We start from the raw sequence: 16,026 nt of genomic DNA, 5'->3' as shown, positions 1-16,026 counted from the left end.
TGTAGTTGTGATAATATATTTTGAAGCACCTTGTAGACGTTTTTATGGGCAGTGATTAATGAGAGGTAGTGCCTAATGAATTGTTAGTATTTTGAATTGCTACTAATTTTATATAAGTAATTAAGAAGGGAAATGATTTGAGGAGATGAAAGAGAGATAGTGAAGAATATTATATAAGTATTTCTTTTTATTTCATTTGAGTTTTTCTCTCAAATACCTTATTTAACAGATAAACAAGGAAAAGCAACAATTTCTTATTAGTTATACTTTATTTTTATGTATTGTTAAATAGATTTAAAAGATTTTATATGTAATGTTGGATATTTCTGTAAAATATAAATGTATCTTTTGTGATGATATTTTATAGGATTTTTATTAAAGGCTAATCCACGAAGATTTATTTTTTTATAAAGCATAGTGTTCTGGATTACGAATCTTAATTTCTAGATATGCTATTTAAGATAATATAAGAAAAATGAAGAAATTTGTAGAAATTTGTAGAAAATTAAGGGTATGATGGTAAAAAGGAGTAAATATTAAATTTTTCTTTCTTATTTTTGTCCTTTATAATGAGCTATGAATACGACATATGAGGAAAATGATGTATATTTCCTCTCCCTAACTTTGATATACACCTTTTTCCAACCTCCGTGTTAATTGCTATTATTTTGTTATACCGATTAGCGAAGGGAAAAGGGTGTATCTTTTTTGTATGAATAGTCCTAATAGATATTTTGGGTAGAAAGCATTTCTTGTTTTTCGTGACAAAAACAATGGAGAATGGGATAATAAGGACAGTGCGTTGGTGGTATGACCAATTTGGTATATAAGGAGAGAATGATATGCTAGATATTCAACAGATTAAAGAAATTATTCCACATCGTTATCCATTTCTACTAGTCGATCAAATTTTAGAAGTAGAAGAAGGAAAGCGTGCGGTTGGGATTAAAAATGTAACGGCAAATGAGGAATACTTTAATGGACACTTTCCAGATTATCCTGTGATGCCAGGTGTTCTAATTGTAGAAGCATTAGCGCAGGTGGGTGCTGTTGCGGTACTGAAGAAGGAAGAAAATCGCGGTCGCCTTGCATTCTTTGCTGGCATTGATAACTGCCGCTTCAAACGTCAAGTTCGCCCAGGTGATCAACTTCGCCTAGAAGTCGAAATGACACGTGTCCGTGGACCGATTGGAAAAGGAAAAGCAGTAGCAACTGTAAATGGTGAAATCGCTTGTGAAGCTGAAATCACATTTGCAATTGGTGATAAGAAAGAATAAAGATTTGTTAACATAACTTTACGTTGGAAGATGAATGAAGAGAGTATGGTCATTCATCTTTTTTATTGTTATTGAAGCGAATTATGAAGAAATGGACGAAAGGTAAGAGGATTTGTCGATAGGTAAGTTCTCTTACTTTTAAACAAACGTTTGATTAAAAAAATAGGGGACTTTCGAAAAAAGTTTATCAACTAAAGTCTGAAAAAGATATCTAAAGATTAAGAAAAAACAAAATAAAAATCAACAATGGTAATATTTTTATAAACAGGATAGTATAAATGCACAGATCAATCAATGATATATTCACTAGTAATACTAATAATACCCATATATCGACAGTATATAGCAAATGAAAATCTATACATTAAAAACTGTGTCGAAATTCGTCAGATTCGGTAGTATAGTATTTGTCAATTCCTCCAACAATTTTCTCAACCATTCTTGCTATACTAATATAAGTTCTTTAATATATTAAATAGTTATCTATTACTAAACAACTTTAGGACTAGATAACAGATTTTTGTTGTCAGATTAAAATCCAACAATTTATTTTTTTTTAGAAGTTTTTATGACAAATTATTGAAAGCTGGAGGAAGGCATGGAAGAAACAATAAGTTTGAAAGAGTTATTTGCTATTTTAAGGAAACGATTAGTTATGATCCTTGTAATTACGATTGGTGCAGCACTTGTAAGTGCGATCGTAAGTTTCTACTTTATAACGCCGATTTATCAGACTTCGACGCAAATTCTTGTTAATCAAAAGAAGCAAGAAGGTGTTTTTCAACCTGGTGAAGTACAAACAAGTCTTCAATTAACAAATACATATAAAGTTATTGTGAAAAGCCCAGTTATTTTAGATCAAGTGAAAGAAAAGTTAAAGCTTAACATGTCAACTGGGGCTTTAAATAGCAAAATTAACGTCGCAAACGAGAAAGATTCACAAGTGATCGCTGTTACTGTACAAGATAAAGATGCAAAGCTAGCTCGTGATATCGCAAACACAACAGCGGAAGTATTCAAGAGTGAAATTGCAAAAATCATGAGTGTTGATAACGTAACAATCTTATCAAAAGCAGAAGTAACAGAAGGACAGTCACCAATTAAACCAAATAAGATGCTGAACGTAGCAATTGCATTTGTTGTTGGATTAATGGCTTCTGTTGGAATTGCATTCTTACTAGAGTACTTAGATAACACGATGAAAAAAGAAGAAGATATTGAAAAACAACTTGGTGTACCAGTTCTTGGCGTCGTTTCTCATATGGAGGAAGATGGCACAAAGAGCGGTAGTTTATCAGCAACGAAGAGAGTAGGGGGGCATACAATTGGTTCTTAAGAAAAAAATATTACGTGCTCGCCGTCAGCTGATTGCATATGAACAACCAAAATCATCTGTGTCAGAGCAATACCGAAATATACGAACAAATATTGAATTTGCATCTGTTGATAAGAAGATTCGTTCTCTTATCGTAACATCTGCGAATCAAAGTGAAGGAAAGACAACAACGGCTGCTAATATTGCAGTTGTTTTCGCACAACAAGGTAAGAAAGTATTACTTATCGATGCAGACTTACGTAAACCAGCATTACATCAAATGATGCAAGTGGATAATATATTTGGCTTAACAAGTGTATTAACACGTAGTAATACACTAGAAACATGTGTGACACAAACGAAAATCGGTAATTTAACATTTTTACCATGTGGTCCAATCCCACCAAATCCAGCGGAATTACTGGGTGCAAGCTCGATGAAAGATTTACTTTCAGAAGCTTTTGGCACGTATGACCTTGTCATTTTTGACACATCACCAATCTTACCAGTTACAGATGCACAAATTATGGCAAATCAATGTGATGCTTCTGTACTTGTTATTCGAAGTGGTGTAACAGAAAAAGAGGCGGCACTTAAAGCAAAACAATCATTAGATAGCGCAAAAGGTACATTACTTGGCGTTGTCTTAAACGATAAAGAACAAAATGGATCCGAATATTACTATTACGGTTCTAACTAAATGCAAAAGAAGGAAAGGTGAACATTCATCTTTTCTTCTTATATTCAGTATGTGAAGAATATGTGGAGAGAGGATGAAATAGAATGATTGATTTACATTGTCATATCTTGCCTAATGTCGATGATGGAGCACAATCAATCGAAGACAGCATTGCAATGGCAAAGGCAGCATGCGAAGAAGGAATTCATACAATCGTTGCTACTCCTCATCACCAAAATGGGGTTTATATGAATCTAGCAGAAAGCATTCTTCATCAGGTAAAGCAGTTAAATGAAAGATTAAAAGAAGAGGATATCAATTTAACCATTTTACCTGGTCAAGAAATCAGGTTGTACGGAGAGTTATTAGAAGACTATGATTCGAGGCGTATTGTTACATTGAATCGTACGGATAAATATATATTAATTGAATTTCCAACAAACCATGTCCCGCGCTATGCAGAAAAAATGTTATATGAATTACGTGTGAAAGGGATCACGCCGGTTATTGTTCATCCAGAACGGAATATGGAAATTATTGAACGCCCCGATGTGTTGTATAAGCTCGTCAATCAAGGGGCACTAACACAAATTACCGCAGGAAGCGTCACAGGAAAGTTCGGAAAGAAAATCAAGAAGTTTTCATTGCAACTTATTGAGCATCATTTAACACATGTCATATCATCAGATGCTCATAACACAACAACGCGCTCCTTTCACTTGCAAGCTGCGTATGAAACAGTAGAGAAAACATTTGGGAGTTCTACATTGTACGACTTCAAGGAAAATACATATGAACTAATAAGTGGAAAAATGATTTATCGAGAAGAGCCCGAGAAAATAAGACAAAGAAAAATATTCGGTCTCTTTTAAAGAGAAAACCACTTGGTGATGCCTCCTAACCGTTATCAATGGGGACACTCGGTCGTGCTGTGGGTAGAAATTATATTTCAACCTACCTTAGACGCTTGTCGTCGGGAGCATGATGTGAGGTAGGGTTAGATGCCCATAGTTTATTTATGATAGAAACTCTACCTATGGAGTTATAAATATGACTCTATAGGTAGGTTTTTTTATTATTGTTATATACATATGTATATATAGATTTTTGGGGGTATTGATTTGAAAAAAGTAAGGAAGGCAATTATTCCAGCTGCTGGACTGGGAACAAGATTTTTACCAGCGACGAAAGCGATGCCGAAAGAAATGTTACCTATCGTTGATAAACCGACGATTCAGTACATTGTAGAAGAAGCAATTGAATCTGGCATTGAAGATATTATTATTGTAACTGGAAAAGGAAAACGTGCAATTGAAGATCATTTTGATCATTCTTTTGAACTGGAACAAAACCTTTTAGAAAAAGGTAAATATGAAATGCTTGAAAAAGTACAAGCATCTTCAAAGATTAATATTCATTACATAAGACAAAAAGAACCAAAAGGATTAGGTCACGCAGTATGGTGTGCTCGTAAATTTATTGGGAATGAGCCATTTGCAGTATTACTTGGTGATGATATCGTACAAGCTGATACGCCATGTTTACGTCAGTTGATGAATGAGTACGAGGCAACACATTCGTCTGTAATTGGTGTGCAAACAGTACCGGAAAATGAAACGCATCGTTATGGAATTATTGATCCAATCACGCAAAATGGTCGTCAATATCAGGTGCACCGATTTGTTGAAAAACCAGCACAGGGAACAGCACCATCTAATTTAGCAATTATGGGGCGTTACGTATTAACACCAGAAATCTTCATGTTCCTTGAAGACCAACAAACAGGTGCAGGTGGAGAAATTCAATTAACAGATGCGATTCAACGTTTAAATGAAATTCAACATGTGTTTGCATATGATTTTGAAGGTACTCGATATGATGTTGGGGAAAAATTCGGATTTATTAAAACAACGATTGAGATGGCACTTCAAAACGAAGAATTGAAATTAGACTTGATGAAGTATATAAAAGAACTTGTAAAAAAAGAAGAGGTACATTCATAAGAGAATGTCCTTTTTTATTATCAATAAGATGCGAATTATATAAAGAAGGGAACAGGTATATTGAGTTATCGAAAACGGCTCTCATTATTAATTTTATTAGATTCATTTATTGTATTAACCGCCGTATATTTAAGTTATTGGTTCATACATCCGAATGTATTAAACAAAATCCCTGCGACAGTAATTATTAGCTCTATTACATTATTGTGTAGTCATCATATTTTTGCGGCTATTTATAAGCTTTATAACAAGGCGTGGGAATATGCAAGTGTTGGAGAATTAATACAAATATTTAAAGCAATTACACTTTCTATTATTGTAACAGCAATTGTTCAACAAATTATAAATCATGATATTTATGTTCGAATTTTAGCAATCGCATGGATGTTACATTTATTATTAATTGGTGGTTCTCGCTTTGTATGGCGTATGTTTCGCGATACATATATTACGAAAGCTACAGATAAAAAACGAACATTGATTATCGGTGCTGGTTCAGCGGGAACTATGGTAGTAAGACAATTGCAACATAATAAAGAAGCGGATCTATATCCAATTGCGTTTGTTGATGATGATAGAAATAAACAAAAATTGGAGATTTATAATGTGCCGGTTGTTGGTACAACAAATCATATTCAAGAGATTGTGGAAGATAATGATATAGAGCATATCATTATTGCTATTCCATCTTTAAATAGAAATCAAATAAACGAAATTTTTGAGAAGTGTACAAAAACGAAAGCAAAAACGCAAATTGTACCAATGCTTGAAGATCTTTTAGATGGCAAAGTTTCTGTTAATGAATTTCGAGATGTACAAGTGGAAGATTTATTAGGTAGGGAGCCAATTCAATTAGATGACGCGGGCATCGGGGAAAAAATCGCAGGTAAAACGATTTTAGTAACGGGTGCGGGCGGATCAATTGGATCAGAAATTTGTCGTCAAGTGATGAAGTATAATCCTGCAAAAATTGTTCTTTTAGGACATGGTGAAAATAGCATTTATACTATTGAAATGGAAATGCGAGTTACTTATAAAGATGCAGTGGAAATTACGACAGAAATTGCTGATATTCAAGATCGACATAAAATCTTTGAAATAATGAACAAGCATCAACCATATATCGTATATCATGCAGCTGCACATAAGCATGTACCTTTAATGGAACGTAATCCTGAAGAGGCTGTAAAAAATAATATTTTTGGTACGAAAAATGTAGCAGAAGCGGCTGATACATTTAAAGTAAATACGTTCGTAATGGTTTCTACAGATAAAGCGGTAAATCCGACGAATGTAATGGGAGCTACAAAACGATTTGCGGAAATGATTGTCCAACATATGGCATCCATTAGTACTGGTACACGTTTTGTTGCAGTTAGATTCGGTAATGTTCTTGGAAGTAGAGGAAGTGTAATCCCATTATTCAAGAAACAAATTCAAAAAGGTGGACCTGTAACAGTTACTCACCCTGATATGATTCGTTACTTTATGACAATACCAGAAGCTTCAAGATTAGTTATTCAGGCTGGAACGCTAGCTAGGGGTGGAGAATTGTTCGTACTAGATATGGGGGATCCAGTAAGGATTGTTGATTTAGCTAAAAATTTAATTACTCTTTCGGGGTATTCTATTGAAGAAATTGGAATTGAATTTACTGGATTAAGACCAGGCGAAAAAATGTATGAAGAGTTATTAAATGAAGGTGAAATTCATCCGGAGCAAATATTCCCTAAAATTCATATAGGAAAAGCTGTTCTAATGGATCAAGAGATTTTAAGACAGTTTATGAATGATTTTGAGGAAATTAGTAACGAGGAAATAAGAGAACGATTATTAGATATTGCAAATAATAAAATTAATCTTAAAAATTAATTTAGGGGAAGGAAGTTTTTTAAATGGGAGATAGAATATTTCTTTCATCACCACATATGAGTGATGAAGGTTATGAAATGCAGTATGTTAAGGAAGCATTTGATACAAATTGGATTGCACCACTTGGGGAAAATGTGAATGGATTTGAAAGAGAACTAGCAACGAAAGTTGGCTCTAAAGCAGCCGCAGCGCTATCTTCTGGGACAGCTGCAATTCATCTGGCTCTAAAAGCAGCTGGAGTAGGGGAGGAAGATGTTGTTTTTTGCCAAACGCTTACATTCTCAGCTACTGCAAACCCTATTATCTATCAAAATGCTACGCCTGTTTTTATAGATAGCGATTATGAAACTTGGAATATGTGCCCTAAAGCATTAGAAGAGGCTTTTAAAAAATATCCAGATGTAAAGGCAGTTATAGTAGTTCACCTTTATGGGCTTTCTGCAGATATGGATAAGATTGTTGAACTTTGTAAGAAATATGATGTTGCTTTAATTGAAGATGCAGCAGAGTCTTTAGGGACTTACTATAAAGGTAAGCATACTGGTATTTTTGGAGATTATGGTATTTTCTCTTTTAACGGTAACAAAATCATCACTACCTCTGGTGGCGGAATGCTTGTTTCTGATAATGAAGAACGAATTTCAAAAGCAAGATTTTGGGCCACTCAAAGTAGAGATCAAGCAAGACATTATCAACATAGTGAATTAGGTTTTAACTATCGTATGAGTAATGTAGTTGCTGGCATTGGTAGAGGACAACTTAAGGTATTAGATCAAAGGGTTCAAAAGAAAAGATACATATTTGATTTTTATAAGAGAGAATTAGAAAATCTTGAAGGTATTGAATTTATGCCTAGTAATGAATGGAATGAACCAAACTATTGGCTAAGTTGCATGACTTTAAATGGTGAAATTCGACCAATTGATGTTATGGTAGCTCTTGAAAAAGAAAATATTGAATCTAGACCAGTTTGGAAGCCAATGCACATGCAGCCGTTCTTTGGGAAATATGATTTTGTTGGTACAGATGTATCAGAGAAACTTTTTGAGAATGGTGTTTGTTTACCAAGCGATACGAAGATGATAGACGCAGATTTAGAAAGAGTTGTGAAAATTATTAAAGGGTTGTGGTTAGCGTAATGAGGAATTCTAGAGGTGGCATCTATAGAAGACTTATAAAAAGACCGATGGATTTTATACTGTCTGTAATTGCTATTATAGTGCTTAGTCCAGTATTTCTTATAGTTGCTTTTCTTGTAAAAATAAAATTAGGTAGCCCAGTGTTGTTTAAGCAAGAGCGACCGGGATTACATGGGAACATTTTTAAAATGTATAAATTTAGAACAATGACTGATGAAAAAAACGAAGATGGTGAATTGTTACCTGATAGTGTAAGACTTACTAAGTTCGGTAAATTTTTACGCTCAACATCACTTGATGAGTTGCCAGGCTTGTTTAATATTTTTAAAGGTAATATGTCAATTATAGGACCTAGGCCTTTATTAGTTCAATATTTACCGTTATATAACGAACATCAAAAACGACGTCATGAAGTTAGACCAGGATTATCGGGATTAGCGCAAGTTAATGGTAGGAACGCTATTAGATGGGAAGAAAAGTTTAATTATGATGTAGAGTATGTTGAGAGTGTAAGTTTCATTACAGATTGGAAAATCATTCTTTTAACGATTAAGAAAGTTTTTATTAGAGAAGGAATTAATTCAGAAACTGCTGCTACAATGGAGCCATTTAAAGGGAATGGAAAAGGAAGTATAAAGTTATGAAAGAAAAACTTCTTATAATAGGAGCTAGTGGCCACGGAAAAGTCATAGCTGATATCGCACTGAAAATGAATAAATGGCAGAGTATTTCCTTTTTAGATGATAACGAAACTCTAAAATCTTCAATGGGAATAGAAATTATTGATAAATCAGCAAGTATCTCAAAGTATATAGATGATTACGATTTTTTTGTTGGAATTGGTAATAATGTCATACGAGAGAAGATTCAGAGGCAACTTGAGACCGAAGGGGCGAGCATTCCGGTATTGATCCATCCGAGTGCAATTATCGGAGAACAAGTCTATTTGGAAGCAGGAACTGTAGTTATGGCAGGAGCTGTGATTAATTGCTGTACTAAGATCGGGAAAGGATGCATTATTAATACTACTTCTACGGTGGATCATGACAATATAATTGAGGATTATGTTCATATATCACCGGGGGCACATTTGGCGGGTACGGTCAATATTGGGCGAGGTACTTGGTTGGGAATTGGTAGTATTATAAGTAATAATATTAATGTTACTGGTGGTTGTAGAATTGGTGCAGGAACTATTGTTGTTAAGGATATAACTGAATTAGGAACTTATGTTGGGGTTCCATCTAGGAGATTATAGAATGAAAAAGGTTTTAATATTAGCAAATAACGATGTCGGTTTATATAAATTTAGAAAAGAGCTTATGCAAGAATTAGTGAAAGAATATAAAGTTTATATTTCACTCCCAGATGGTGAATTTATACATCAATTAAAGGAAATAGGATGTGAGTTCATTAATACACCAATCAGTAGAAGGGGTACTAATCCGATAACCGACGTAAAATTATTTATGAACTATAAAAAGATTATTAAAGAGGTAAAACCTGATGTGGTGTTAACCTACACAATAAAGCCTAACGTATATGGCGGTCTAGCTTGTAGGATGGCAGGTATTCCTTATGTATGTAATATTACTGGTCTTGGAACAGCGGTAGAAAATGATGGGATATTACAGAAAGTCACTTTATTTCTATATAAAAATGCCCTAAAAGACGCGACATGTGTATTCTTTCAAAATGAATCAAATAAAACCTTTTTTAGTACAAAAAAGGTTGTTAAGGGGAAATCAAGATTAATACCAGGATCTGGTGTTAATCTTAATTATTATCCCATACTGGAATATCCATTGGATAAAGAGGTTAATTTTTTATTTATTGCTCGTGTAATGAGGGAAAAAGGTATTGATCAATATTTAGATGCTGCTAAATACATAAGAGAGAAATACCCAAATACTATATTTCATATTTTAGGATTTTGTGAAGGTGAATATGAAGAAAAATTAAAGATAATGCAGGAAAAAGGGATAATTCAGTATCATGGAATGCAAAGTGATATAAGAGAGTTCCATAAAATTTCTCATTGTACTATTCATCCTACATATTATCCAGAAGGTATGTCTAATGTATTACTCGAAAGTGCTGCTTGTGGAAGGCCTATTATTACCACTGATAGAAGTGGCTGTCGGGAAATTGTGGAACATGGAGAAAATGGTTTAATTGTCAAACAAAAGAATAGTCAGGACTTAATAGAAAAAATAGAGCGCTTTTTAAGTATGGATTGGCAGGATAAAAAGAACATGGGCTTAGCGGGTAGAAAGAAAGTTGAAAAGAAATTTGATAGAAATATTGTTCTGAATGCTTATCTAGACGTAATAAACAGTGTACAGAAATAATTATAAGTAAGAGGGTTATATGATATTATGATTAATTCTAAGTCTATGTTACTTAAGGTTATATCGGTTTTTATGGGATCAGCATTTTTTATGGCATCACAATTTTTAATAATAATAATATTGGCGAGACTAGGTAATGCTGAAGTTGTAGGAGAGTTTGGGTTAATGCTAGCGATTACAGGTCCTGTATACATGTTTTTTACGATGCAAATTAGAAATAAAGTTACTAGTGAAGAAAGTAACTCATCTGCGTATATTGAAATTGTAATTTTAAATGTAATATTAGCAACTATAATATCCTTAGGTATTTGTTTTATTACAAAAGCTAGTTCTGACGTAACACAATTAGTATTTATCTACTTGTTAGCAAAAAATGTTCAATTAGTTTCCGAATTAGTTTATGGTATTTTGCAACAACAAGAAAAACTTCATGAAGTAGGATTTTCAAATTTTATAAAAGGTATTTCATCAACTTTTTTGTTTTTTATTTTTTATTATTTCACAAGAGATATTTTATTGGCCACTCTTAGTATAGGATTATCATGGTTAGTAACGCTTTTAATATATGATATTTCTAAAATTAATATGAATAAGAAGAGAAATATTAAAGATTACTTGAAATTACCTGATGATATGAAAAAGGTTAGTTATTTATATAGGGCTCTGTTACCTTTGGGGATTATCTCACTTCTATATTCATTAAATACAAATATAACTAGATATTTTATTACTTATTATACTGATACAGAACAATTAGGTTATTTTACAGCCCTCTCGTATCTAATGATAGCGGGAAATACCCTCGTTGGGGCGATAGGGCAGTCGTTTTGCAATAAATTATCTCGTTATAGTGATCGGGAGTCAAAAAGTGATTTTAATAAATTATTTAATAAACTAGTTGTCTTTGGCTTGATGTTAGGCCTGGTAAGTACATTATTGACCTTTTATCTTGGAGAGTTCTTATTGTATATTCTTTTTGGATCAGATTATATCGAATATTCTTCGCTTTTAACTCTTTTAATGGCAGCGACTATTTTTAGATATCCTGCTGAGTTTATGGGATACGCAACTATTGCTACTAAAACTTATAAGAATGAGTTACCTCAACTTATTTTCATGTTAATTGCAACATGTATTTGTGCATTTTTGTTAATCCCGATATGGGGATTATACGGTGCTGCTGTTACATTACTTGTAGGCTCTTGTATTACTGCGATTGGAAGATTTGTAATAATTTTAAGAGTGAATAAAGAAAGTGAAAGGAAAGTAAGTTATGAAACACAGTAAAATGAGAAATAGTGGGAATGTAATTTCATTTCCACTATTAATTAATGTATTACTCGTAGCTCTACTTGTAATACTTAGTTCAATATCACTTTTGTTTTTTAGCACCAATGAAGTAGTTACTTTAATCCCGATTGCAATTACAGCTTTATTTATCATTCGAAGAATAATATTAATAATTTTTCATAAGGTACCCACTTTGGATATTTGGGCTATTTTTACGTATACTTCGATACTAATTTTTATCTATTCTCCATTGTACCATCTAATAACGCATCAGCCGATTGCGAATAATTTACCATCTGATTTTACAAACCTAATAGCTATTATTGCTTGGACTTCATTACCGGTGATACCATTGTTTTATTTTGGGAGCTATATTAGAAAAAATATTAAATGGAGAATAAAAAAAGAAGCTTTTAAGAATGAAGAAATAAAAGTACCTAATATTTCTTTCATCGCTTTTGTTTATATACTGGTTGGTTTTAGTGCAAATATGATTATAGAGTCAGGGATAGGCTTAGGTGTATTAACGGGTACCCTTTATGTTTTAAATGATTTTTTTAGTGTAGGGTTAATATTTTTATATTTTAACTGGGCTAGTAAAGTTGCTAAGAAAGATAAAAACGTAAAGTTTCTGGGGCTAATATATTTACTAGTTATTGTGGTCTTAATTTCTTTATTTAACTTAGATAGAGGTAGCAGGTTCTTCATTCTAGTTTATGCATTTTGGGGATTATATATCTATGTAAATTATTTAAATAAAAAATTTAATATTACAAAGTTAATAATAATTACAATTATATTAATACCATTACTTACACAATATAAGTTATTCAAGTATGCGGAATATAATACCGATTATTTGGTAGATAGTAATTACCGAAAGTCTATTCAAAACCAATATGAACAATTGACACCTGGTTACACAATTGCTACAGATTTAGGGCGCTATTACATTTGGATGTTATATTATAAGGAATTGCAACCCAATGGTAATATTGATTACCAGCATGGAAAGACTTATGTTGATGCTGCTTTAACTATGTTACCTAGTTGGATTGTACCTAATAAGCCCCCGGGTATGATTGCTTTGTCTCATGATGCAGAATCTGGTAGAGGATTTTATGAACAATATCGGCCTACTACAGCAAAAATAGGAGGATTCTGGGCAGAAAGTTATGTGAACTTTGGATTTTTAGGGATATGGACTTTAGCAATTATATTTGGCTATTTCCTAGAAGTTATAAATGAAGTAATAAATAGAAATAAATTTGGGAGTATTACACCGGTTGTAGCAGGTTTGTTAGTTACATTTGGTGCGGAATTTTTACTGCACGATTCAAGGTTAATATTATGGCATGTTGCAAAGGATTTGTTTTTAATCTTTCCATTAATAATATATGTGAAATTTAAGAAAAAGAGGTTTAATACATGAAAATAATTTTTGCTATAAGTTCACAATACTATGAAAGTGAAGATGGGGTTTGGACAACGACATCATATAATAATACGATGTGGGATGAATATCTTAAAAGTTTTGATGAAATTTTTGTCTTAGCTCCATTAAAAAAAGTAAATGAGCTTCCAACTGGATGTAAAAGAGCTGATAATAAGAATGTCAAGTTTATTGACTCATCTGCTATTAAGAAAAAGGATGCAATTGGTATAATAAAGGTGAGAAATAAGATTAATTTATTAGTTAAATCATTAGATGGTGGGATATTGCATAGCCCATCATTTGAAGCGGAGTTAGCATTTAGTGCTTTAAAAAAATATAAAAAGCCTTATGTTGTTGAAAGTAGAGGCGAGCAATCAATGCACGAAGGCTTTTTAAAAGCTAGAGGTATTCCTTTTGCCAAGTTTGTAAAGCAAATTTTTCTAAAAATGCATATGAGACATCTTGAAGGGGCATACGGATGTATTTATGTTTCTGATACTTTAAAAGAAAGATATGCGCCAAAAAATATAATTAAAGCAGCAGTAATAAGTGATTTAAGATTACCAGATTCCTTTATTAAAACACCAAGGGTTTGGGAGCAAACTTCAGAACCTTTTAAAATAATTAATGTAGGTAATTTAAGTCCTTATAAGGATCAAAGAACTTTAATAAAGGCGCTTCATTTTATTATAAAAAACTTTAATTATAATATTCAATTAAATATGGTGGGGAAGGGTCCCCTTGAATCAGAATTAAAACAGTTTGTAAAAGAGTTGGAACTAGAACAATATGTAAAATTCCATGGTTTTGTACCATGGGGGGAGGAACTTTTTAGTTTATATGATCAAAATGATTTATTTGTTCTATCTTCTCTTACAGAAGGTATGCCAAGGGTAGTACTTGAATCGTTAGCAAGGGGATTACCGGTAGTATCAACAGAGGTTTCTGGATCAATTGAAATTTTGCCTAAAGAGTGTATAGCTCCTGTTGGTGACTATAAGACATTAGCTCAAGCAATTAGAAGATTAATGGAATCTCCTTCTTTACTAAGTGAACTTTCTAATTTAGGAATTAATGAGATTAAGAATTATAGAGAGGACATTTTAAAAGAGAAAAAAATAAACTACTTTAATGAATTTAAAGAAGCTTTTAAGGTGGATGGAGATTGATGAAAGAGCCATTGGTTAGTATTATAATACCAAGTTATAATCCAGGACGATTAATAGAATTTGCGGTGAAAAGTGTAGAAAACCAAACATATACAAACAAAGAAATTATCATTATAGATGATGGTTCAACGGATGGGACGCTAGAGTGGTTAGAAAATAATAAGGAAAGATTTAAATATGTTACTCAAAAAAATAGTGGAGCTTCTAGTGCAAGAAATAAAGGTGTAAATATTGCTACCGGAGATTTTATTGCTTTTCTTGATGCTGATGATATTTGGTTTCCTAATAAACTTGAAAAACAAATGGGAATTTTTAAAGAGGAACAGGATATTTCTTTTGTATTTTCAAACGGCTTAATAATACATGATGATATTGAAGTAGATAGTATAATTTTGGAGAATCATGAAAAAGTATTTGATTTATACACTTTACCGCCAAAAATAATAGATTTTGATTGGAATTTTCGTATTCATTCAGTGCCTACTAGTAGCCTTATTGTAAGGAAAGATGATTTTATTAAGGTGGGTGGATTTCCTACCTTAATTCAGGGAGAAGATTTTGCCTTAATACAATTATTATTGGCTTATAATAAAGGTTATGCTTTTAAGGAACCTTTAATGTGTTATAGGAGACATCAGAATAATACAAGTTCGTCTATACAAAAGGTATCTATGAAAAAAAGGATGGGGAAAATTTTAAATAAGGATTTGGCAAGAATTATATTGTTCAATATTTTAAAAGAAAATAATCACCCAATACCAAAAATTATTAATAAATATAGGGTTTATCCAGTCCCTTGTAGAATGCTTGCTTTGTTTATTTGGAGATTTAGGTATGGTGCAAACAAAAATAAAGTAAAACGGGATATTATTAATTATTTAACGGGAAGGGCTTGAAAAAGTTGAGAGGAAGAGAAAAAGCAAAGAAATTCCAATTTTTTTTAAGAATAGTGATAGGAATTTGGAGTTTGTTTCCAAGGAAAGTATTGTATTCTTTATTAGTGTTAAATCGAAACTTGCCAGGATATTTAGGATTAGGCATAAGATATACTATATTTAAGGTTTTATGTAAATCTTGTGGGGAGAATGTTTTAATTGGACCTGGAGTATATTTCTTTAAGCTAGAAAATTTAGTAGTAGGAGATAATGTTAGTTTTCACCCTTTATGTTATATTGACGCTACTGGTGGAGTAGAAATACAAAAAGATGTTTCGATTGCACATAATTGTACGATTGTTTCCTTTGAACATGATTATACATCTGGAACTATATACAGAGATAATCCAGTAATCTCTAATCCCATTAGTATAGGCTCTAATGTTTGGTTAGGGGCAGGGGTAAGGGTTTTATCAGGAACGATTATTGAAAATAATGTTGTTATTGGTGCTGGTTCGATTGTTAAGGGAAAGATCAATAAAGATTCATTATATGTTGGGGTACCAGCTAAAAAGATAAAAGAGATTTAGTTTTATTTTAGTGGGATACTAAATTATGAGA

The 16,026-nt window shown here is 32.5% G+C and carries 15 protein-coding genes; all 15 read left to right on the top strand.

The genetic code is table 11. The features are described from left to right. Nucleotides 1–842: 842 nt before the first annotated feature. The 15 genes from fabZ (at nucleotide 843) to AC1DKZ_RS15075 (ending at nucleotide 15,995) form a co-directional block, all read left to right on the top strand. Nucleotides 843–1,277: a 3-hydroxyacyl-ACP dehydratase FabZ gene (fabZ, locus tag AC1DKZ_RS15145; RefSeq protein ID WP_002184592.1), complete on the top strand. Its 435-nt coding sequence runs from the start codon at nucleotides 843–845 to the stop codon at nucleotides 1,275–1,277. A 598-nt stretch (nucleotides 1,278–1,875) separates the two neighbouring features. Beyond that, on the top strand, nucleotides 1,876–2,613 hold the full coding sequence (locus AC1DKZ_RS15140; protein WP_002184593.1) for a YveK family protein: 738 nt from the start codon (nucleotides 1,876–1,878) through the stop codon (nucleotides 2,611–2,613). After that, on the top strand, nucleotides 2,603–3,292 hold the full coding sequence (locus AC1DKZ_RS15135) for a CpsD/CapB family tyrosine-protein kinase (RefSeq protein ID WP_002184594.1): 690 nt from the start codon (nucleotides 2,603–2,605) through the stop codon (nucleotides 3,290–3,292). The genes AC1DKZ_RS15140 and AC1DKZ_RS15135 overlap by 11 nt, the downstream gene beginning before the upstream one ends. 83 nt (nucleotides 3,293–3,375) lie before the next feature. Beyond that, on the top strand, nucleotides 3,376–4,143 hold the full coding sequence (locus AC1DKZ_RS15130) for a tyrosine-protein phosphatase (RefSeq protein ID WP_002184595.1): 768 nt from the start codon (nucleotides 3,376–3,378) through the stop codon (nucleotides 4,141–4,143). A gap of 249 nt (nucleotides 4,144–4,392) precedes the next feature. Next, nucleotides 4,393–5,274 (top strand): UTP--glucose-1-phosphate uridylyltransferase GalU, encoded by an 882-nt coding sequence (gene galU / locus AC1DKZ_RS15125; RefSeq protein ID WP_002184596.1) that lies wholly within the window; start codon nucleotides 4,393–4,395, stop codon nucleotides 5,272–5,274. Between the two features lie 60 nt (nucleotides 5,275–5,334). Then, nucleotides 5,335–7,146: a polysaccharide biosynthesis protein gene (locus tag AC1DKZ_RS15120; RefSeq protein ID WP_002184598.1), complete on the top strand. Its 1,812-nt coding sequence runs from the start codon at nucleotides 5,335–5,337 to the stop codon at nucleotides 7,144–7,146. A gap of 23 nt (nucleotides 7,147–7,169) precedes the next feature. Next, the gene (locus AC1DKZ_RS15115) at nucleotides 7,170–8,285 is read left to right on the top strand and encodes a DegT/DnrJ/EryC1/StrS family aminotransferase (protein WP_002184599.1); all 1,116 of its coding nucleotides are present in this window, start codon (nucleotides 7,170–7,172) and stop codon (nucleotides 8,283–8,285) included. Then, nucleotides 8,285–8,929, top strand: a complete 645-nt coding sequence (locus AC1DKZ_RS15110; RefSeq protein ID WP_002184600.1) for a sugar transferase — start codon at nucleotides 8,285–8,287, stop codon at nucleotides 8,927–8,929. The genes AC1DKZ_RS15115 and AC1DKZ_RS15110 overlap by 1 nt, the downstream gene beginning before the upstream one ends. After that, on the top strand, nucleotides 8,926–9,543 hold the full coding sequence (locus AC1DKZ_RS15105; protein WP_002184601.1) for an acetyltransferase: 618 nt from the start codon (nucleotides 8,926–8,928) through the stop codon (nucleotides 9,541–9,543). Before AC1DKZ_RS15110 ends, AC1DKZ_RS15105 begins: the two co-directional genes overlap by 4 nt. A gap of 1 nt (nucleotide 9,544) precedes the next feature. Next, on the top strand, nucleotides 9,545–10,636 hold the full coding sequence (locus AC1DKZ_RS15100; RefSeq protein ID WP_476996544.1) for a glycosyltransferase family 4 protein: 1,092 nt from the start codon (nucleotides 9,545–9,547) through the stop codon (nucleotides 10,634–10,636). Nucleotides 10,637–10,663: 27 nt separating this feature from the next. Beyond that, on the top strand, nucleotides 10,664–11,923 hold the full coding sequence (locus tag AC1DKZ_RS15095; protein WP_002184603.1) for an oligosaccharide flippase family protein: 1,260 nt from the start codon (nucleotides 10,664–10,666) through the stop codon (nucleotides 11,921–11,923). Further along, on the top strand, nucleotides 11,910–13,358 hold the full coding sequence (locus tag AC1DKZ_RS15090; RefSeq protein WP_002184604.1) for an O-antigen polysaccharide polymerase Wzy: 1,449 nt from the start codon (nucleotides 11,910–11,912) through the stop codon (nucleotides 13,356–13,358). Before AC1DKZ_RS15095 ends, AC1DKZ_RS15090 begins: the two co-directional genes overlap by 14 nt. After that, nucleotides 13,355–14,530, top strand: coding sequence for a glycosyltransferase family 4 protein (locus AC1DKZ_RS15085; protein WP_002184606.1), 1,176 nt, complete (start codon nucleotides 13,355–13,357; stop codon nucleotides 14,528–14,530). The genes AC1DKZ_RS15090 and AC1DKZ_RS15085 overlap by 4 nt, the downstream gene beginning before the upstream one ends. Then, nucleotides 14,530–15,426, top strand: coding sequence for a glycosyltransferase family 2 protein (locus tag AC1DKZ_RS15080; protein ID WP_078176119.1), 897 nt, complete (start codon nucleotides 14,530–14,532; stop codon nucleotides 15,424–15,426). The genes AC1DKZ_RS15085 and AC1DKZ_RS15080 overlap by 1 nt, the downstream gene beginning before the upstream one ends. Next, nucleotides 15,423–15,995, top strand: coding sequence for an acyltransferase (locus tag AC1DKZ_RS15075; RefSeq protein WP_002184608.1), 573 nt, complete (start codon nucleotides 15,423–15,425; stop codon nucleotides 15,993–15,995). The genes AC1DKZ_RS15080 and AC1DKZ_RS15075 overlap by 4 nt, the downstream gene beginning before the upstream one ends. Nucleotides 15,996–16,026: the final 31 nt, after the last annotated feature.

The organism is Bacillus sp. 05T21 (assembly GCF_056396785.1).
Note: the sequence above shows the minus strand (reverse complement) of the source record. Positions and strands in the feature narration are given on the sequence as shown.